The sequence below is a fragment of the Pseudomonas sp. LjRoot277 genome (assembly GCF_964253845.1).
Lineage (GTDB): Bacteria > Pseudomonadota > Gammaproteobacteria > Pseudomonadales > Pseudomonadaceae > Aquipseudomonas.
The window spans coordinates 3,202,472-3,219,255 of sequence record NZ_CAXURI020000001.1 but is presented as its reverse complement, the minus strand read 5'-3'; the positions used below and the strand labels follow the sequence as shown (position 1 = coordinate 3,219,255).

Genomic DNA, 16,784 nt, shown 5'->3' with positions numbered 1-16,784 from the left:
CTCATGGGGTTTTTGTGTGTTCAGCGTCGGGTTTTATGCCGGGGCCGAAGTCCGGATCAGGTGATCGAATGCGCTCAGGGAGGCTTTGGCGCCCTCGCCCACCGCGATCACGATCTGCTTGTACGGCACGGTGGTCACGTCACCGGCAGCGAACACGCCCGGCATCGACGTTTCACCACGGGCATCGACGATGATCTCACCGCGAGGCGACAACTCGATGGTGCCTTTGAGCCAGTCGGTGTTGGGCAGCAAGCCGATCTGCACGAAAATCCCTTCCAGCTCGACGGTACGCAACTCGTCCGACTGACGATCCTTGTAACGCAAGCCGTTGACCTTCTGGCCGTCGCCCAACACTTCCGTGGTTTGCGCACTGGTGATCACGGTGACGTTCGGCAGGCTGTGCAACTTGCGCTGCAAGACCGCATCGGCACGCAGCTGCACGTCGAACTCCAGCAGTGTTACGTGGGACACGATGCCCGCCAGATCGATGGCCGCTTCGACGCCGGAGTTACCGCCGCCAATCACCGCCACGCGCTTGCCTTTGAACAGCGGACCGTCGCAGTGCGGGCAATACGCCACGCCTTTGTTGCGGTATTGCTGCTCGCCCGGGACGTTCATTTCACGCCACCGTGCACCGGTCGCCAGGATCACGGTTTTGGCTTTCAAGGTCGCGCCGCTGGCGAAGTGGACTTCGTGCAACTCGCCGCTCTTGCCCGGCACCAACTTGTCGGCGCGTTGCAGGTTCATGATGTCGACGTCGTATTGCTTGACGTGTTCTTCCAGCGCCACGGCCAGTTTCGGCCCTTCGGTTTCCTGCACGGAGATGAAGTTTTCGATGGCCATGGTGTCGAGCACCTGCCCACCAAAACGTTCAGCCGCCACGCCAGTGCGAATGCCTTTACGGGCAGCGTAGATCGCGGCCGATGCACCCGCCGGGCCACCGCCGACGACCAGCACGTCAAAGGCTTCTTTTGCGCTGATCTTCTCGGCTTGACGCTCGATACCGCTGGTGTCGATCTTGGCGAGGATTTCTTCCAGGCCCATACGACCCTGGCCAAAGTTCACGCCGTTCAGGTAAACGCTTGGCACGGCCATGATCTGGCGGTCATCGACTTCAGCCTGGAACAGCGCGCCGTCGATGGCGACGTGGCGGATGTTCGGGTTAAGCACAGCCATCAGGTTCAACGCCTGGACTACGTCCGGGCAGTTCTGGCAGGACAGCGAGAAGTAAGTCTCGAAGCTGAACTCGCCTTTGAGCGAACGAATCTGTTCGATCACTTCAACACTGGCCTTCGAAGGGTGGCCGCCGACTTGCAGCAAGGCCAGCACCAAGGATGTGAATTCGTGGCCCATCGGGATGCCGGCGAAACGCAGGCTGATATCGGCACCCGGGCGGTTGATCGAGAACGATGGTTTACGTGCATCGTCACCGTTGTCGAGCAAGGTAATTTGGGTAGAAAGACTGGCAACGTCTTTCAGAAGAGCGAGCATTTCCTGGGATTTCGCACCGTCGTCGAGGGAGGCAACGATCTCGATCGGCTGGGTGACCCGTTCCAGGTACGATTTCAACTGGGCTTTAAGATTGGCGTCCAGCATACGGGCGATTTCCTTTTTTTACAGTGACATAAAGAGCCGACATAAAAAAACGCCCGAGCGAATTTCGCCCGGGCGTTTTTGAGGGCGGTTGCAGCTTACTTAGGTGCGGAAACCCGCCCTGATGATGCGATCCACAGACTTAGATCTTGCCGACCAGGTCCAGGGACGGAGCCAGAGTGGCCTCGCCTTCTTTCCACTTGGCTGGGCAAACCTGGCCTGGGTGAGCAGCGACGTACTGTGCAGCCTTGATTTTGCGCAGCAGCTCGGAAGCGTCACGACCCACACCGCCGTCGTTCAGTTCAACGATTTTGATCTGGCCTTCTGGGTTGATCACGAAGGTGCCACGGTCAGCCAGACCGGCTTCTTCGATCAGTACGTCGAAGTTGCGGGAGATGGCGTGAGTCGGGTCGCCGATCATGGTGTACTGGATTTTGCCGATGGCTGGCGAAGTGTTGTGCCAGGCAGCGTGAGCAAAGTGGGTATCGGTGGAAACGCTGTAGATCTCGACGCCCAGCTTCTGGAACGCGTCGTAGTTGTCAGCCAGGTCTTCCAGTTCGGTCGGGCAAACGAAGGTGAAGTCGGCAGGGTAGAAGAACACGACAGACCACTTGCCTTTCAGGTCAGCGTCCGACACTTTTACGAAGTCGCCATTTTTGAAGGCGTCAGCTTTGAACGGTTTAACTTGGCTGTTGATGATAGGCATCGATGACTCTCCGTCAGGGTTGAAAAGTTTGGTTGAGAAGTTGATGGAGTGAATCCTACCCACTCGATTGCCGGATGGCTCATTGGCAAAGCTCATGCTGCTCATTGGTTTTCGCTATTAGCCGAACGTATTAATAGAAGAAAACCTACTTAGCAGCGCCAATGGTTTTTTCCGCGAGCGGTGTCATCCCGAGAAACGGGCTGGCTTCAACATAGCGCATGGCGGACTTCATATCCTTCCAGCCCACGTAACTCATCAACGACTTCAAATCCCAACCGCTCTGATGCGCCCAAGTGGCAAAGCCGCGCCGCAAGGAGTGACTGGTGTAGTGCTCGGCCGGAATGCCGGCACGCTCCAGCGCCTGGCGCAGTAACGGGATCACGCTGTTGGCGTGCAGCCCCTCCTCGCTCAGGTGGCCCCAACGGTCGATGCCTCGGAATACCGGCCCGCGAACCAACGCAGCTTCGGTGATCCAGTCGATGTAGGCCTGCACCGGGCACAGGCGCTGCAACGCCGGCGTCTGGTAAGTCTTGCCGAGGTTTTCGCGGTCGCTCTTGGTTCGCGGTAAATAGAGCGTGATGCCTGAGCCGGCAGCCACTTGCACGTGCTCGATCTGTAGCCGGCACAACTCATCGCTACGAAAACCGCGCCAGAAGCCCAACAGAATCAGCGCCCTATCGCGTCTGGCCCGCAACAGAGCCGGTTGATCGTGTTCAGATTTCGCGGTTTGCGCTTCTTGTTCCAACCAGGCAACCACTTGCTCCAGATGCAGAAGCTGTAACGGCTCGGCCTGTTTTTCTTGAGCCGGGTGTAGCGCGCGAATGCCCTTGAAGACCTTGCGCACCACTGGCGCCTTGGTGGGGTCGGGAAAACCCTGACTGTTGTGCCATTGCGCCAGCGCTGACAAACGCAACTTCAAGGTATTGATTGACAGCACGCCTGCGTGAGCGACCAGGTAACGCGCGACGCTGTCGCTGGTCGCCGGCAGGAAGCCGCCCCAACTGACTTCGAAATGCTCGATAGCCGCCCGGTAGCTGCGACGGGTGTTGTCGCGGGTGGCGGCTTGCAGGTAACGATCCAGCTCAGTCATCGGCTCAACTCTTTAAAACGTACCGCTTTGGCGGGTGAAAACACGCCGTTGCGCTCATCACACGTGGTAATACCAGTATATCCCGCATGAATACCCATCGTATTTTAACTTTTCCGTTAGCGTGGTACATTGTGTACTTAAGTGGCATGTACCACAGTACGAAATCGTAGGAGAACTCATGGCTCGTGGCGGTGTAAACAAAGCAGTGGTCCAGGCAGCACGCTTGGCAATTTTGGCTCGCGGCGAAAACCCAAGCATTGATGCGGTACGGATCGAGATGGGCAACACGGGCTCGAAAACCACGATTCATCGCTATTTGAAGGAGCTGGATGACGGCGCCGAGCGCGCCGAAGCGCTGCCGGAACCCATCGATGATGAGTTGGCGGGACTGGTCTCGCGGCTGGCACAAAGACTCAAGGAGCAGGCTCAGGAGCCCATCGATCAGGCACGCGCGCAGTTCGATCAGCAGCGAAAAGAGCTGGAAATACAGCTGAAAGAAGCTCAACAAGCCAATGGCGAATTGCATCAGCAGTACGAGATTCAAAGCCTGGCACTGACCCAAGAGTCCGAGGCCCTGCTAGAAACCCGCGCCATGCTGCAGACCGAACAAAACCGCAACGCCGGACTGAACCAGGCATTGGCCGATTTCGAATTACGCTTGCAAGACAAGGATGAGCAGATCCGCTCCCTTGAAGAGAAACACCTGCATGCTCGCGACGCCCTGGAACACTATCGCAACGCCGTCAAAGAACAGCGTGAGCAGGAACAGCGTCGCCACGAAGGCCAGGTGCAGCAGATTCAGATGGAATTGCGCCAGGCCCAGCAGAGCGCATTGGTGCGCCAGGATGAGATCACGCAACTGCACCGCGACAACGAGCGGTTGTTAACGGAGAACCGTGGCACCCTGAGAGAGTTGAGCCTGCTGCAGGATCAACTCAAGCAAACCAACGCTCGACAGGATCAGTTGCTGGAACAGGTGAACCGTATCGACAGCGAACGCACCCTCCTCCAGGAACGCTTGCGCGCTGCCCTGCTGGAAAGTCAGTCGTTGAAACAGAGCATCGACGAACAGTCGCAGATAAACAAAGCGCTGGAAATCGAGTTGCTCAAGACTCAGGCGAGCCTCGATGAGAGCGTGCGCCTGGCGGCCGTCATTGCGACAGCGCCAGACGCATCAAAGCCCGAAAAGGACGATTAACCCGCGACCGGCGTGCGCATGGTGACGAACTCTTCGGCGGCAGTTGGGTGCACGCCGATGGTTTCATCGAAATCGCGCTTGGTGGCACCCGCCTTCAAGGCGATCGCCAAGCCCTGCACAATTTCCCCAGCCTCCGGACCGACCATGTGGCAGCCCAGAACCTTGTCGGTCTTGGCGTCCACCACCAGTTTCATCAGGGTGCGCTCCTGGCATTCGGTCAGGGTCAGCTTCATGGGCCGGAAGCGGCTTTCGAAGATCACCACCTCGTGACCAGCCTCCCGGGCCTCTTCCTCGGTGAAACCGACTGTGCCGATGTTCGGCAAACTGAACACTGCGGTCGGGATCATCTTGTAATCCACCAGGCGGTATTGCTCAGGCTTGAACAAGCGACGCGCAACAGCCATACCTTCCGCCAACGCCACCGGCGTCAGCTGAACCCGACCGATCACATCGCCAAGCGCCAGGATCGACGGTTCAGCCGTCTGATACTGCTCGTCGACCTCGACGAAACCTTTCTTGTCGAGTTTGACCCCGGTGTTTTCCAGCCCGAGATTGTCGAGCATCGGACGTCGACCGGTGGCGTAGAACACACAATCCGCCTCCAGCTCTCGACCATCCTTTAGGGTCACCTTCAGGCTGCCATCGGCCTGCTTGTCGATGCGCTCGATGTCGGCGTTGAATTGCAGGTTCATGCCGCGCTTGGTCAGCTCTTCTTGCAGGTGTTTGCGCACCGCACCGTCGAAGCCGCGCAGGAACAGTTCACCGCGATACAGCAACGTGGTGTCGGCGCCCAGGCCGTGGAAGATCCCGGCGAATTCAACGGCGATGTAACCACCGCCTACCACCAGAACGCGCTTGGGCAGTTCTTTGAGGAAGAACGCCTGGTTGGAACTGATCGCGTGCTCATGCCCCGGAATTTCCGGAATCTGCGGCCATCCACCGGTAGCAATCAGGATGTTTTTGGCGGTGTAGCGCTCGCCATTGATCTCGACCTGGTGCGGATCAACGATTTTGGCGTGGCCTTCATGCAAGGTCACGCCACTGTTAACCAGTAGATTGCGATAGATGCCGTTCAGGCGATTGATCTCGCGATCCTTGTTGGCGATCAGCGTCGCCCAATCGAACTTCGCTTCGCCCGGCGCCCAGCCAAAACCCGAAGACTGCTCGAAGTCTTCGGCGAAGTGTGCGCCGTAGACCAGCAACTTCTTCGGCACACAGCCGACGTTCACACAAGTGCCACCCAGGTAGCGGCTCTCGGCAACCGCTACTTTCGCGCCAAAACCGGCAGCAAAACGCGCAGCCCGCACACCGCCGGAACCGGCGCCAATCACATAAAGGTCAAAATCGTAGGCCATTTTCAATCTCCTCGGCAGTCCACAAGCATACCCGCAGACGTCCGCTGGGCAAGCGCTGCAAACGATATGGGGACGGAAAATGAAAAAGCCACCCGAAGGTGGCTTTTCAATACAAGTGGGTCAAAGGCTATCAGTAAGCCTTGCCAGTCTTGTAGAAGTTCTCGAAGCAGAAGTTGGTGGCCTCGATGTAGCCTTCAGCGCCACCGCAGTCAAAACGCTTGCCCTTGAACTTGTAGGCAATCACGCAACCGTTTTTCGCCTGCTTCATCAGGGCGTCGGTGATTTGAATCTCGCCGCCTTTGCCTGGCTCGGTTTGTTTGATCAGCTCGAAAATATCCGGCGTCAGGATGTAACGACCGATGATCGCCAGGTTCGACGGTGCGTCTTCCGGGGCTGGTTTTTCGACCATGTTGCGAACGCGGTACAAATCATCAGCGATCAGCTCGCCGGCGATCACGCCGTACTTGTTGGTTTCCTGCGGATCCACTTCCTGGATCGCAACGATGGTGCAGCGATACTGCTCGTACAGCTTGACCATCTGGGTCAGGACGCCGTCACCTTCGAGGTTGACGCACAAGTCGTCCGCCAGCACTACCGCGAACGGTTCGTCACCGATCAGTGGGCGGCCAGTCAGGATCGCGTGGCCCAAGCCTTTCATTTCGGTCTGACGGGTGTAGGAGAACGAGCACTCGTCCAACAGTTTACGGATGCCGACCAGGTATTTTTCCTTGTCGGTGCCTTTGATCTGGTTTTCCAGCTCGTAGCTGATGTCGAAGTGGTCTTCCAGAGCGCGTTTGCCGCGACCGGTAACGATGGAGATTTCGGTCAACCCAGCGTCCAGTGCTTCTTCGACGCCGTACTGGATCAGTGGCTTGTTTACCACCGGCAGCATTTCTTTGGGCATGGCTTTAGTCGCTGGCAGGAAGCGAGTACCGTAACCGGCTGCTGGGAACAAGCATTTCTTGATCATAAAAGTCCTTGATAGGGCTGTGTGTACGAGTTTCGGCGCAGTCTAATCAGGCGGCACGCACCTTACAATGCCCCGCACTGGCTAACCGATGCCATCATAGAGAAATATTCTCGCGGATAGTTCCCGAGATAGCTCCGCAGCCTTTATAGATAGCACAGACAACCAGATCTGCACGGCCTCGAATCCTACACCATCAGCACCCATTGAGCGCATTTGGCGCTATCATTGCGCGATTGAACCAGTCAACGAGGCAGATAGATGTCGGAAGCAAAAAGTGTCAACGGGTTCCTGATCAATCAGGCGAAAGACGGCCAGTGGTGGATATTCAACTTCGGCGGCGGCGAGGAGATCGCCGGTCCTTTCCCGACCGAAGCGAAGGCGATTGAAGTGGCATCCGTATTGGAGCTCGAACACCCAGCCCCGAAGCGTCGCGGCAAGGACAAGTCCTGAGAAGCACCCGACTCGACCCAAGCCCTGCTCGCGCAGGGCTTTTTTGTGATTGCCTGCAACCAAGTGGCCATTCGCTATAACCTTTTGATGCCAGCGCTGTCACAGGCTCAGCCCCTTCATCCTGACGACGACAACGACATGAATAAATTTTTGCCCCTGATCGCGGCACTGGCCCTGAGCGGCTGCGCCACTTCCGAAACGACCTACCTGAACAGCGGCGAGCAAGGCTTGGCGATCGACTGCTCCGGGGAAGCTAATTCCTGGGCCACCTGCTACGAAAAAGCCGATGCCTCTTGCGCCGGCACCGGCTATCGGATCGTCGGTACCGACGGAACACCTTCGACCAAGGAAAGCGACAAGACCCTGGGTGTCGACGTCGGCAACTACAAGAACCGCAACGTCGTGGTGGTCTGCAAGTAAGGCGCCCTGCCCTACATGTGAATTTCGGCGAACTTGATCCCGAGGCCGCGCACCGTCTCGATCAATTCATCGAGGCTACTGAAGGATTCGACTTCATCGTTTTCATCCACCAGAAAGTAACTGCGCCCGGCGCTTTTCTTGAAAAACACGATCCATTCTCCCGGATTCGCCGGATTCTGAATCACGTGAGTGGCAGAGATGTGACCCTCTGCATGGCGCTCCCGTACCTGCTCTCGCTTCATGCTCGACTCCAGAAATGACAATGCCGCCAAAGCGCTGCTTTGGCGGCATCGGTGCTGACGGGCGACAGTCTATCAGCCGGAAATGCATGCAGTAGCGGCATCGCGTACATCCATGGGGCGCAACGGCACATTGGAGATACGCTCATGCAACTTGATGCTGCTGCCAGTGGAGCGGTCTTCGATATCAAATACCGCGGCCGGCCCCGAGGAGAACTTCTGCGGCACGATGACTCGCATACCGTCCTTGTGCGGCTCGACTTGCAGGGCTCCCCGGCTGCTGGCCAGTTTTTCGGTCAGGCATTGCGCGTACTCATGAGGCTTCTTGCCTGAAATCACGCTCATGGTCGGCAGCGACTCATTGATCTCCGAGACACTCGCACAACCACTCATCGCTATCGCCATAGGCAGGACCAGTACACCCCACTTCATACAACACCTCCGATAAAGACACTCCGACAGTACAAATGCTGTTTTTCTCCGAGGCTTGCTGCGTTTATCGCTCATAGAATTCCGTATAACTGTTTTTAATTGTCAAAGCAGACCTCGACGACCGGATAATAACCCGTTCGGGCTGATAAACTGCGCCAATCGCACATGCTATCGTTTTGATTTTGTAGAAAAAGCCCTTCTGGAGGCGCCTCATGAAATTTATCCACCAGCGCGAGCACCTCAACGAAGACGACATCGTCGTCATTCAATGCTCCCAAACATGCAATATCCGCTTGATGAACGACGCCAATTTCCGCAGCTTCAAGAATGGCGGCCGCCACACTTACCATGGTGGAGCATTCGACACTTTCCCGGCCCGAATTACTGCACCGAGCACCGGCTTCTGGAACATCACCATCGACACGGTCAACCGCCGGCCGATCAGCGTGACTCGCAAACCGACCCTGACTCACACCATCAAGATCATCCGCCGCTCCAGCACGAAACTGAGCTGAGTGACACCCAAACACCAAGACAAGCAGGTATGACCGTGGCCCAAACGACCAAGTACGTCATCAAATACAAACTCAATGGTGAGCGTCGCTTCGAATTTGCCCAGCTTGAAAACGGCACCGAAGAAGAAGCCAAGGCCGCGCTGGACGCTCTTCATGGTTCGAGCGACGACGTCATCAGCGAAATAAGCGTCAGCAAAGCGCTGTAACGGGATCTGGAGCGACAACATGGATGTCTGCTCCTGCCTCTGGAATTCAACCGCAAGTGCCGGAGTGTTAACGAAGTCCCCTCTCCCTAGACTGGCCACCTCAACCTTTGGTTAAGGAGTCAGAACATGTCTACTTCCTCGATTCGCTTCATCAGTGGCACTTCCAGCCTTGGCGTCTTGCTGCTCGCATTCAGCGCCGAGGGTTTGTGTGCGCTGCTGATCGGTGATGACCTGGCAACGCTGGAGCGCGATCTTTCGCAACGCTTCCCCGGCCAACAAGCACCGCAGCGCGATGAGGGCTTGATTCCTGCGCTGGAGCAAACCCTGCGCCACCTCGAAGACCCGCGCACCACCCTGGATTTGCCGCTGGATCTGACGGGCAGCGTGTTTCAACGGCGAGTCTGGGATGCCCTGCGGCAAATACCGGTGGGTGAAACGGCCAGCTATCTGGATATCGCGCGACAACTGGGGCAACCCACGGCTTTTCGGGCGGTGGCCAATGCCTGCGGAGCGAACCCGCTGGCTGTGATCGTGCCGTGCCATCGGGTGCTGCGTCAGGATGGCAGCCTCGGCGGCTACCGTTGGGGGCTGGAGCGCAAACGGCAGCTGCTGGAGCGTGAGGCACAGCGATGAGCGAGCGTTCTCTCGATGGACTGGACTGGGTCATGCTGGAACAGCAACTCGATCAGGATGGCTGCGCGATCATCAGGTCGCTTTTAAGCCACGAGGCGTGCAATGAAATCAGCGCTCTGTATGCCAGTCCCGAACCGTTTCGCTCGCAAGTGATCATGGCTCGTCACGGCTTTGGTCGTGGCGAGTACAAATACTTCAGGTACCCGCTGCCGGATATCGTCGCCCGTTTGCGCAGTGCGCTTTACCCCAGACTGGTGCCGATAGCCAATCGCTGGTACGAGCACATGGACCTGTCGACACGTTTCCCGGAAACCCATGAGGCGTTCCTCGAACGCTGTCATGCCGCCGGTCAGGAACGCCCGACGCCGTTGTTGCTGCAATATGGACCGCAGGACTACAACTGCTTGCATCAGGACCTGTACGGCGAACACGTCTTCCCGCTGCAAGTGGCGATTCTGCTGTCAGAGCCGGACGACGATTTCACCGGTGGCGAGTTCGTGCTGACGGAACAGCGCCCACGGATGCAGTCGCGCCCTCAGGTCATCGGCCTGAAGAAAGGTGACGGGCTGATCTTTGCCGTCAACCAACGACCGGTCAAAGGCGTTCGTGGCTATTACCGAGTCACCCTGCGCCACGGCGTGAGTCGCCTGCACAGTGGAAAACGGCATACCCTTGGAATCATCTTTCACGATGCGTTATGACCCCATGAACCCGATCACCTTCGACTTGTTTGCCGACGCGGAACCCGAGCAGCAACCCAGGCTCGATCGTATCGGCGAACAGTCCTGCGTCCTCAGAGGTTTTGCCCTGCCCTGGCTGGATCAGTTGCTGCCCGCCCTGGACGCGGTTTTGGCGGCGGCACCGTTTCGGCAGATGATCACGCCCGGGGGCTTTACCATGTCGGTCGCCTTGAGCAGTTGCGGCGTGCTGGGCTGGACCACCGACCGCAGCGGTTATCGCTATACCCGCCATGATCCGCAGACCGGTCAACCCTGGCCGAAAATGCCCGAGGTGTTTTTCGAACTGGCACAAGCGGCGGCGCGGGAAGCGGGGTTTGCGGATTTCGTGCCTGATTCCTGCCTGATCAACCGTTATGTTCCCGGAGCCAAGATGTCGTTGCACCAGGACAAAGACGAAGTTTCCTACGCAGCGCCCATTGTTTCAGTGTCCCTGGGATTGCCGGCGATGTTCCTGTTCGGCGGCTTCGAGCGTAGCGATAAAAGCCAACGAGTGCCGCTGTTGCATGGCGACATTGTGGTCTGGGGCGGCGTGGATCGCTTGCGCTATCACGGGGTCTTGCCGATCAAGGACGGCCAACACCCGCGACTGGGCGAGCAACGGATCAATTTCACCTTTCGTACCGCCGGATGAAGCCTTCGAATTCGACCGCAAGACCCGGGGTGCAGCGACCCCGTCGGCTGGTTAATCTGCATGAAACGGATCAACGGACATGAAGCCATGACAAGCCATTCGACAAAGATCGCCACCGAGAACGATCCTCGCTGGGCCGCCGTCGTCGCGCGTGATCCCCGGGCAGACGGACAGTTTGTGTATGCGGTGAAAACCACCGGCATTTACTGCCGCCCCAGCAGCTTGGCGCGCTTGCCGAAACCGCAGAACGTCGAATTCTTCGACACGGCCGAGCAGGCCCAGGCGGCGGGTTATCGCCCCAGCAAGCGGGCCGCGAAGGATCAAAGCGACATCGCCGCGCAACATGCTGCGACGGTGGCGGCCGCTTGCCGCCAGATCGAAACCGCGGAGAGTCTGCCTGTCCTGAGCGAGCTGGCCTCTGCTGCGGGCCTGAGTAGCTTTCACTTCCATCGGGTGTTCAAAGCGGTTACCGGTCTGACGCCCAAGGGTTACGCCACAGCTCATCGTTCACGCAGGGTCCGTGAGCGTCTCACGGACGGAGACTCGGTGACCGACGCGCTGTATGACGCCGGCTTCAACTCCAACAGCCGTTTCTATGAAGCCGCCGATCAACTATTGGGCATGAAACCCGGTGATTACCGCGCCGCCGGTCAGAACAACGACATTCGTTTTGCCGTCGGCCAGTGCTCCCTTGGGGCGATTCTGGTGGCGCAGAGTGAGCGCGGTGTTTGCGCGATCCTGTTGGGCGATGACCCGCACCAACTGGTCTGCGATCTGCAGGACAAGTTTCGACGTGCGAATCTGATTGGCGCCGATCACACGTTCGAGCAACTGATCGCCAAGGTTGTAGGTTTTATCGAAGCGCCAGCCCTGGGCCTGGACTTGCCGCTTGATGTTCGTGGCACCGCTTTTCAAGAACGGGTCTGGCAAGCCCTGCGGGAGATTCCCGTCGGTTGCACCGCCAGCTACGCCGATATCGCTCAGCGAATCGGCGCGCCAAAAGCGATGCGCGCCGTGGCTCAAGCCTGCGGCGCGAACAACCTGGCGGTGGCGATTCCGTGCCACCGCGTGGTGCGCAGCGACGGCAACCTCTCGGGCTATCGCTGGGGTGTGGAACGCAAGCGTCAGTTGCTTGAACGCGAAAACCCGTCTGAGTCCTGAATGCCGATATAGACCGACACTGAATCCGGGCTGGTATAGACCTCGAAGTCGGTGGCGAACGTGCGGCAAACCTGCGGGTTGTCCTTAAAGTAGGCCCAGATCAGGCCCCAAGTCTGAATGACGCTGTCCGGCATCGCCCCTTTGGCGCTGAACACCAGGTAATCGCCTCCCTCCACCTGAATCTGCGGAAAGTCCTCGGAGGGCGCGGTGACCGCCACCCCCGCGGTCACATCGAAGTGGCCCGAAGCGTCGGACTCGTAGTTGGAGTAGACGCCGTACATGAAGGAATCCGGCTGTTTGTGGGGGATCTTGTCGAAGATGTCCTCAACGAAAAATTGTTCCCACATCGGGCCGATGCGCGCAGTGTCTGGTTGCTGCTCTGCGGCATTACAGGTGCGCACTTGCAGGCCCGAGACGATAAAGGGCCGCACTTCACGCTGCTTTACATCCATGGTCGATAGTCCTTGTCTCTGTCGTTTGTCTGTTTGATTGGCGGTGAGACAGTCAACGATTGACGTCGACCACCACCCGCCCACGCAATTGACCGGCGAGCAATCGCGGTGCAGCCTCGATCACTTCGCTCAAGCCGATTTCGTGGCTGATCAGCGGCAGCAAGGTGAAGTCCAGATCCTTGGCCAGACGATTCCAGGCCAGTATCCGCTTGGCTTTGGGCTGAGTCACGCTGTTGATCCCGGCCAGGGTCACACCGCGCAAAATGAACGGTGCGACTGAAGCCGGGAAGTCCATGCCTTGCGCCAGGCCACACGCGGCGACAGTGCCGTTGGCCTTCGTGCTGGCACAGGCGTTGGCCAGGGTGTGGCTGCCGACCGAGTCGATGACCGCCGCCCAACGCTCCTTGGCCAAGGGTTTGCCCGGCTCGGACAACGTGGCGCGGTCGATGATTTCGCTGGCGCCGAGTTGCTTGAGGTAATCGTGTTCGGAGGTTCGGCCAGTGGACGCGACCACCCGATAGCCCAGCTTGTTCAACAGTGCGATGGCGAAACTGCCTACACCGCCATTGGCGCCGGTGACCAATACGTCGCCCTGCTCGGGCGTCACGCCGTTATGTTCCAACGCCAGGATGCTCAGCATCGCCGTGTAACCCGCCGTGCCGATGGCCATCGCTTGCGCCGTGGTGAATGCCTTGGGCAGCGGAATCAGCCAGTCGCCATTCAAGCGAGCCTTCTGCGCGAGTCCACCCCAATGCCCTTCGCCAACACCCCAGCCATTGAGTACGACCTGATCACCGACCTTGTAGTCCGGATGCCCACTGACTTCGACAGTACCTGCCAGATCGATCCCCGGCACCATCGGGAATTTTCGCACCACCGGGCTGCTGCCGGTAATCGCCAGGCCATCCTTGAAGTTCAGCGTGCTGTACGCCACACGCACCGTCACATCGCCCTCGGGCAGTTGATCGTCATTGATCTCTTGCAGTGTGGCCCGGTAACCGCTGTCGTCTTTGTCGATCAAAATGCCTTGGAACATTGCTGCCTCCAGATGGAATCACTCAGTTGTCGTGCAGTTGAAATAACACATAGCAACATTTCACCGTACTCGACTTTAAGCCAAGAATGGCACACGAACTGAAAACTCGACTGGCCTTGTATCAGTCATTGCTGATACAAAAACGGTCCTACCGTCCCTGCCCTGTTATGACGTCGGAGAACCCTTCAAATGAGCAAATGGCCAGACACCCGCATTCTTGATCTGCTTGGCATTGAGCTGCCGATCATCCAGGCGCCCATGGCCGGCGCGACCGGTTCGGCCATGGTTATCGCAGCCAGCAACGCCGGCGGCCTGGGCTCGATGCCGGCCGCCATGTTGAGCATCGATCAGTTGCGTGAGGAGCTGAAAACGATTCGGCAACACACTCAGCGCCCGATTAACGTCAACTACTTCTGCCATCAGACTCCCGCCGCCGATGAGCAGCGCGCTCAAGACTGGAAGAATCTGCTGGAGCCCTACTACCGGGAACTTGGCGTGGACTTCGACGCGCCGACGCCGGTGTCCAATCGAGTACCGTTCGATAGCGCGGCCTGCGAAGTGATTGAAGAGTTTCGCCCCGAAGTCGTGAGTTTTCACTTCGGCCTGCCGGAAAAGTCCCTGCTGGATCGCGTGAAAGCCACTGGGGCGAAAGTGCTCTCCTCGGCCACCACCGTCGAAGAGGCGATCTGGCTCGAACAACAGGGTTGTGACGCGATCATCGCCATGGGGTACGAAGCCGGTGGCCATCGGGGCATGTTTCTCAGTGATGATCTGAGCAGCCAGGTGGGCCTCTTTGCGCTGGTGCCGCAGATCGTCGATGCGGTGAAAGTACCGGTGATTGCTGCCGGCGGGATTGCCGATGCACGAGGCGTCGCGGCGGCTTTCCTGTTGGGGGCTTCGGCGGTGCAAGTGGGCACGGCGTACTTGTTCACGCCAGAGGCCAAGGTCAGCGCTTCTCATCACAAGGCGTTGCGCACGGCCAAGGAAAGTGAGACAGCCGTCACTAACATTTTCACCGGACGCCCGGCGCGCGGCATTCTCAATCGGGTGATGCGCGAACTCGGGCCGATGAGCGCCAAAGCACCGGCCTTCCCGCTGGCGGGTGGTGCGCTGATGCCATTGCGGGCCAAGGGGGAAGCGGATTTCAGCAATCTCTGGGCGGGGCAGGCATTCACGCTCGGCGTTGAAATGACCACGAGTGAACTGACCCGGCGTTTGGCTGAGGAAGGATTGGCCAAGTTGGTTCGTCGGTAACGCACGTCCGTGTAGCAGCTGCCGAAGGCTGCGTTCGGCCGCGAAGCGGTCGTGAAACCAGACACCGCGGTCTTTCAGGCTAACCGTGGCAGCTGGATTTACGACTGCTGCGCAGCCGAACGCAGCCTTCGGCAGCTGCTACAGGGTCATGCGTGGTCTCAACAACGCGCATTCAGCACATTCCGTTTGCAGGCATTTCGCTATATATTCCGCTATATAGCGTTTACCAATTGCCTCAACGGAGCCGTTTCATGACCATTCGTGCCTCACGTTTTGCCCCCACCTGCCTGGCAACCCTGCTGGCAGTGTTCGCTTTCGGGTCCGCCCAGGCGGATGAAGTCCAGGTTGCCGTCGCCGCCAACTTCACTGCACCGATTCAGGCGATCGCCGCCGATTTCGAAAAAGACACCGGGCATAAACTGGTCACTTCCTTTGGTGCAACCGGCCAGTTCTATACCCAGATCAAGAACGGCGCACCGTTCGAAGTGTTCCTCTCTGCGGACGACACCACCCCGCAAAAACTCGAAACCGAAGGCGACACGATCAAGGGCTCGCGCTTCACCTACGCCGTCGGCACCCTGGCGCTGTGGTCGGCGAAAGAAGGTTACGTCGATGCCAAAGGCAAAGTGTTGAGCGACAACCAGTATCAGCACCTGTCCATCGCCAACCCGAAAGCGGCGCCTTACGGCCTGGCCGCTACTCAGGTACTGGCCAAGTTGGGCCTGACCGACAAGGTCAAAGCCAAGATCGTTGAAGGCCAGAACATCACCCAGGCCTATCAATTCGTCTCCACCGGCAACGCCGAACTGGGTTTTGTAGCCTTGTCGCAGATCTACAAAGACGGCAAAGTCACCGGCGGCTCGGCCTGGATCGTTCCAGCCGACATGCACGACCCGATCAAACAAGATGCGGTAATTCTCAACAAGGGCAAGGACAACCCGGCTGCCAAGGCGCTGGTTGAGTACCTCAAAGGCCCGAAAGCAGCCGCAATTATCAAATCCTACGGTTACCAACTCTAAATGACGCTATCGAGTGCCGACTTTTCCGCCATCTGGCTGACCCTGAAACTGGCGTCGCTGACGACGGTTATCCTGCTGGTCATCGGCACTCCGATTGCGTTATGGCTGTCGCGCACCCGCTCGTGGTTGCGCGGCCCGGTCGGGGCGGTCGTCGCCCTGCCCCTGGTGCTGCCGCCGACGGTGATTGGCTTTTATCTGTTGCTGGCGCTCGGCCCTAACGGGTTTATCGGCCAGTTCACCCAATCACTGGGACTTGGCACCCTCACGTTCAGTTTTGCGGGGTTAGTGATCGGCTCGGTGCTCTACTCGATGCCGTTCGTGGTCCAGCCACTGCAAAATGCTTTTTCTGCCATCGGCACTCGCCCATTGGAAGTGGCCGCGACCTTACGCGCCAATCCCTGGGACACTTTTTTCAGCGTGATCCTGCCGCTGGCCCGCCCCGGTTTCATCACCGCTGCCATTCTCGGTTTCGCCCACACCGTGGGTGAATTCGGCGTGGTGCTGATGATCGGCGGCAATATTCCCGACAAGACCCGCGTGGTCTCGGTGCAGATCTACGATCACGTCGAAGCCATGGAATACGCCCAGGCCCATTGGCTGGCCGGGGCAATGCTGGTGTTCTCCTTTATTGTGTTGCTGGCGCTTTACTCCAGCCGTAAAACCAAAGCGGGCTGGAGCTGATCG

Annotated in this window: 21 protein-coding genes; 12 read left to right on the top strand and 9 right to left on the bottom strand. The window is 58.4% G+C overall.

Features of this window, described 5'->3' with window-relative positions; genetic code table 11:
• Positions 1 to 33: 33 nt before the first annotated feature.
• The 3 genes from ahpF to ACSQ87_RS15275 form a co-directional block, all read right to left on the bottom strand.
• Positions 34 to 1,596 carry an alkyl hydroperoxide reductase subunit F gene (gene ahpF, locus ACSQ87_RS15285; protein ID WP_223429928.1) on the bottom strand — a complete coding sequence of 521 codons (1,563 nt, stop codon included), beginning with the start codon at positions 1,594 to 1,596 and terminating at the stop codon, positions 34 to 36.
• 139 nt (positions 1,597 to 1,735) lie between these two features.
• On the bottom strand, positions 1,736 to 2,299 hold the full coding sequence (gene ahpC, locus ACSQ87_RS15280) for an alkyl hydroperoxide reductase subunit C (RefSeq protein ID WP_007975937.1): 564 nt from the start codon (positions 2,297 to 2,299) through the stop codon (positions 1,736 to 1,738).
• Positions 2,300 to 2,444: 145 nt separating this feature from the next.
• Positions 2,445 to 3,389, bottom strand: a complete 945-nt coding sequence (locus tag ACSQ87_RS15275; RefSeq protein ID WP_223429929.1) for a site-specific integrase — start codon at positions 3,387 to 3,389, stop codon at positions 2,445 to 2,447.
• A gap of 178 nt (positions 3,390 to 3,567) precedes the next feature.
• Here ACSQ87_RS15275 and ACSQ87_RS15270 point away from each other — a divergent pair, with 178 nt between their 5' ends.
• Positions 3,568 to 4,587 (top strand): DNA-binding protein, encoded by a 1,020-nt coding sequence (locus tag ACSQ87_RS15270; protein WP_223429930.1) that lies wholly within the window; start codon positions 3,568 to 3,570, stop codon positions 4,585 to 4,587.
• Here ACSQ87_RS15270 and gorA read toward each other — a convergent pair.
• Together gorA and galU are read right to left on the bottom strand one after the other, a co-directional pair.
• Positions 4,584 to 5,942 carry a glutathione-disulfide reductase gene (gene gorA, locus ACSQ87_RS15265; RefSeq protein WP_223429931.1) on the bottom strand — a complete coding sequence of 453 codons (1,359 nt, stop codon included), beginning with the start codon at positions 5,940 to 5,942 and terminating at the stop codon, positions 4,584 to 4,586. The two genes, ACSQ87_RS15270 and gorA, sit on opposite strands and share 4 nt — an antisense overlap.
• 130 nt (positions 5,943 to 6,072) lie before the next feature.
• Positions 6,073 to 6,912, bottom strand: a complete 840-nt coding sequence (gene galU / locus ACSQ87_RS15260) for a UTP--glucose-1-phosphate uridylyltransferase GalU (RefSeq protein WP_008155104.1) — start codon at positions 6,910 to 6,912, stop codon at positions 6,073 to 6,075.
• A 258-nt stretch (positions 6,913 to 7,170) separates the two neighbouring features.
• Here galU and ACSQ87_RS15255 point away from each other — a divergent pair, with 258 nt between their 5' ends.
• A complete protein-coding gene (locus ACSQ87_RS15255) occupies positions 7,171 to 7,362 on the top strand; it encodes a hypothetical protein (protein WP_223429932.1) in 192 nt (63 codons plus the stop codon).
• Positions 7,363 to 7,500: 138 nt separating this feature from the next.
• Positions 7,501 to 7,782: a hypothetical protein gene (locus ACSQ87_RS15250; protein WP_223429933.1), complete on the top strand. Its 282-nt coding sequence runs from the start codon at positions 7,501 to 7,503 to the stop codon at positions 7,780 to 7,782.
• 11 nt (positions 7,783 to 7,793) lie between these two features.
• On the opposite strand, the gene ACSQ87_RS15245 is transcribed toward ACSQ87_RS15250, so the two are convergent.
• Complete coding sequence (locus tag ACSQ87_RS15245; protein ID WP_008155098.1) at positions 7,794 to 8,024, bottom strand: hypothetical protein; 231 nt, start codon at positions 8,022 to 8,024, stop codon at positions 7,794 to 7,796.
• A gap of 72 nt (positions 8,025 to 8,096) precedes the next feature.
• Entirely contained in the window at positions 8,097 to 8,453 is a 357-nt protein-coding gene (locus ACSQ87_RS15240; protein ID WP_223429934.1) for a hypothetical protein, read from the bottom strand.
• Between the two features lie 212 nt (positions 8,454 to 8,665).
• Here ACSQ87_RS15240 and ACSQ87_RS15235 point away from each other — a divergent pair, with 212 nt between their 5' ends.
• From ACSQ87_RS15235 to ada, 6 genes are all read left to right on the top strand, one after another.
• Positions 8,666 to 8,968: a DUF1883 domain-containing protein gene (locus ACSQ87_RS15235; RefSeq protein WP_024164534.1), complete on the top strand. Its 303-nt coding sequence runs from the start codon at positions 8,666 to 8,668 to the stop codon at positions 8,966 to 8,968.
• A gap of 29 nt (positions 8,969 to 8,997) precedes the next feature.
• Entirely contained in the window at positions 8,998 to 9,174 is a 177-nt protein-coding gene (locus ACSQ87_RS15230; protein ID WP_156400794.1) for a hypothetical protein, read from the top strand.
• Positions 9,175 to 9,300: 126 nt separating this feature from the next.
• The gene (locus ACSQ87_RS15225) at positions 9,301 to 9,807 is read left to right on the top strand and encodes a methylated-DNA--[protein]-cysteine S-methyltransferase (protein ID WP_223429935.1); all 507 of its coding nucleotides are present in this window, start codon (positions 9,301 to 9,303) and stop codon (positions 9,805 to 9,807) included.
• The gene (locus ACSQ87_RS15220; RefSeq protein ID WP_223429936.1) at positions 9,804 to 10,508 is read left to right on the top strand and encodes a 2OG-Fe(II) oxygenase; all 705 of its coding nucleotides are present in this window, start codon (positions 9,804 to 9,806) and stop codon (positions 10,506 to 10,508) included. Before ACSQ87_RS15225 ends, ACSQ87_RS15220 begins: the two co-directional genes overlap by 4 nt.
• Positions 10,498 to 11,178 carry a DNA oxidative demethylase AlkB gene (gene alkB, locus ACSQ87_RS15215; protein WP_223429937.1) on the top strand — a complete coding sequence of 227 codons (681 nt, stop codon included), beginning with the start codon at positions 10,498 to 10,500 and terminating at the stop codon, positions 11,176 to 11,178. The genes ACSQ87_RS15220 and alkB overlap by 11 nt, the downstream gene beginning before the upstream one ends.
• An 87-nt stretch (positions 11,179 to 11,265) precedes the next feature.
• The gene (gene ada, locus ACSQ87_RS15210) at positions 11,266 to 12,339 is read left to right on the top strand and encodes a bifunctional DNA-binding transcriptional regulator/O6-methylguanine-DNA methyltransferase Ada (RefSeq protein WP_223430092.1); all 1,074 of its coding nucleotides are present in this window, start codon (positions 11,266 to 11,268) and stop codon (positions 12,337 to 12,339) included.
• On the opposite strand, the gene ACSQ87_RS15205 is transcribed toward ada, so the two are convergent.
• Complete coding sequence (locus tag ACSQ87_RS15205; RefSeq protein ID WP_223429938.1) at positions 12,303 to 12,791, bottom strand: GyrI-like domain-containing protein; 489 nt, start codon at positions 12,789 to 12,791, stop codon at positions 12,303 to 12,305. The genes ada and ACSQ87_RS15205 overlap by 37 nt on opposite strands.
• Before the next feature lie 52 nt (positions 12,792 to 12,843).
• Positions 12,844 to 13,827: an acrylyl-CoA reductase (NADPH) gene (acuI, locus tag ACSQ87_RS15200; protein WP_223429939.1), complete on the bottom strand. Its 984-nt coding sequence runs from the start codon at positions 13,825 to 13,827 to the stop codon at positions 12,844 to 12,846.
• Positions 13,828 to 14,016: 189 nt separating this feature from the next.
• Between acuI and ACSQ87_RS15195 the strand changes: the two genes are divergently transcribed.
• The 3 genes from ACSQ87_RS15195 (at position 14,017) to modB (ending at position 16,781) form a co-directional block, all read left to right on the top strand.
• The gene (locus tag ACSQ87_RS15195) at positions 14,017 to 15,081 is read left to right on the top strand and encodes an NAD(P)H-dependent flavin oxidoreductase (RefSeq protein ID WP_223429940.1); all 1,065 of its coding nucleotides are present in this window, start codon (positions 14,017 to 14,019) and stop codon (positions 15,079 to 15,081) included.
• A gap of 251 nt (positions 15,082 to 15,332) precedes the next feature.
• Positions 15,333 to 16,100 (top strand): molybdate ABC transporter substrate-binding protein, encoded by a 768-nt coding sequence (gene modA, locus ACSQ87_RS15190; RefSeq protein ID WP_436273786.1) that lies wholly within the window; start codon positions 15,333 to 15,335, stop codon positions 16,098 to 16,100.
• The gene (gene modB / locus ACSQ87_RS15185; RefSeq protein WP_223429942.1) at positions 16,101 to 16,781 is read left to right on the top strand and encodes a molybdate ABC transporter permease subunit; all 681 of its coding nucleotides are present in this window, start codon (positions 16,101 to 16,103) and stop codon (positions 16,779 to 16,781) included.
• Positions 16,782 to 16,784: the final 3 nt, after the last annotated feature.

Excerpts from the sequence above, each read along its gene's own strand:
- ahpF (WP_223429928.1), bottom strand. The coding sequence starts at position 1,596 with ATGCTGGACGCCAATCTTAAAGCCCAGTTGAAATCGTACCTGGAACGG.
- acuI (WP_223429939.1), bottom strand. The coding sequence starts at position 13,827 with ATGTTCCAAGGCATTTTGATCGACAAAGACGACAGCGGTTACCGGGCC.
- ACSQ87_RS15255 (WP_223429932.1), top strand. The coding sequence starts at position 7,171 with ATGTCGGAAGCAAAAAGTGTCAACGGGTTCCTGATCAATCAGGCGAAA.
- ACSQ87_RS15245 (WP_008155098.1), bottom strand. The coding sequence starts at position 8,024 with ATGAAGCGAGAGCAGGTACGGGAGCGCCATGCAGAGGGTCACATCTCT.
- ACSQ87_RS15230 (WP_156400794.1), top strand. The coding sequence starts at position 8,998 with ATGACCGTGGCCCAAACGACCAAGTACGTCATCAAATACAAACTCAAT.
- gorA (WP_223429931.1), bottom strand. The coding sequence starts at position 5,942 with ATGGCCTACGATTTTGACCTTTATGTGATTGGCGCCGGTTCCGGCGGT.
- ACSQ87_RS15225 (WP_223429935.1), top strand. The coding sequence starts at position 9,301 with ATGTCTACTTCCTCGATTCGCTTCATCAGTGGCACTTCCAGCCTTGGC.
- ACSQ87_RS15270 (WP_223429930.1), top strand. The coding sequence starts at position 3,568 with ATGGCTCGTGGCGGTGTAAACAAAGCAGTGGTCCAGGCAGCACGCTTG.
- ACSQ87_RS15240 (WP_223429934.1), bottom strand. The coding sequence starts at position 8,453 with ATGAAGTGGGGTGTACTGGTCCTGCCTATGGCGATAGCGATGAGTGGT.
- ACSQ87_RS15235 (WP_024164534.1), top strand. The coding sequence starts at position 8,666 with ATGAAATTTATCCACCAGCGCGAGCACCTCAACGAAGACGACATCGTC.
- ahpC (WP_007975937.1), bottom strand. The coding sequence starts at position 2,299 with ATGCCTATCATCAACAGCCAAGTTAAACCGTTCAAAGCTGACGCCTTC.
- ACSQ87_RS15195 (WP_223429940.1), top strand. The coding sequence starts at position 14,017 with ATGAGCAAATGGCCAGACACCCGCATTCTTGATCTGCTTGGCATTGAG.
- ada (WP_223430092.1), top strand. The coding sequence starts at position 11,266 with ATGACAAGCCATTCGACAAAGATCGCCACCGAGAACGATCCTCGCTGG.
- modB (WP_223429942.1), top strand. The coding sequence starts at position 16,101 with ATGACGCTATCGAGTGCCGACTTTTCCGCCATCTGGCTGACCCTGAAA.
- ACSQ87_RS15205 (WP_223429938.1), bottom strand. The coding sequence starts at position 12,791 with ATGGATGTAAAGCAGCGTGAAGTGCGGCCCTTTATCGTCTCGGGCCTG.
- ACSQ87_RS15275 (WP_223429929.1), bottom strand. The coding sequence starts at position 3,389 with ATGACTGAGCTGGATCGTTACCTGCAAGCCGCCACCCGCGACAACACC.
- ACSQ87_RS15220 (WP_223429936.1), top strand. The coding sequence starts at position 9,804 with ATGAGCGAGCGTTCTCTCGATGGACTGGACTGGGTCATGCTGGAACAG.
- alkB (WP_223429937.1), top strand. The coding sequence starts at position 10,498 with ATGCGTTATGACCCCATGAACCCGATCACCTTCGACTTGTTTGCCGAC.
- galU (WP_008155104.1), bottom strand. The coding sequence starts at position 6,912 with ATGATCAAGAAATGCTTGTTCCCAGCAGCCGGTTACGGTACTCGCTTC.
- ACSQ87_RS15250 (WP_223429933.1), top strand. The coding sequence starts at position 7,501 with ATGAATAAATTTTTGCCCCTGATCGCGGCACTGGCCCTGAGCGGCTGC.
- modA (WP_436273786.1), top strand. The coding sequence starts at position 15,333 with ATGACCATTCGTGCCTCACGTTTTGCCCCCACCTGCCTGGCAACCCTG.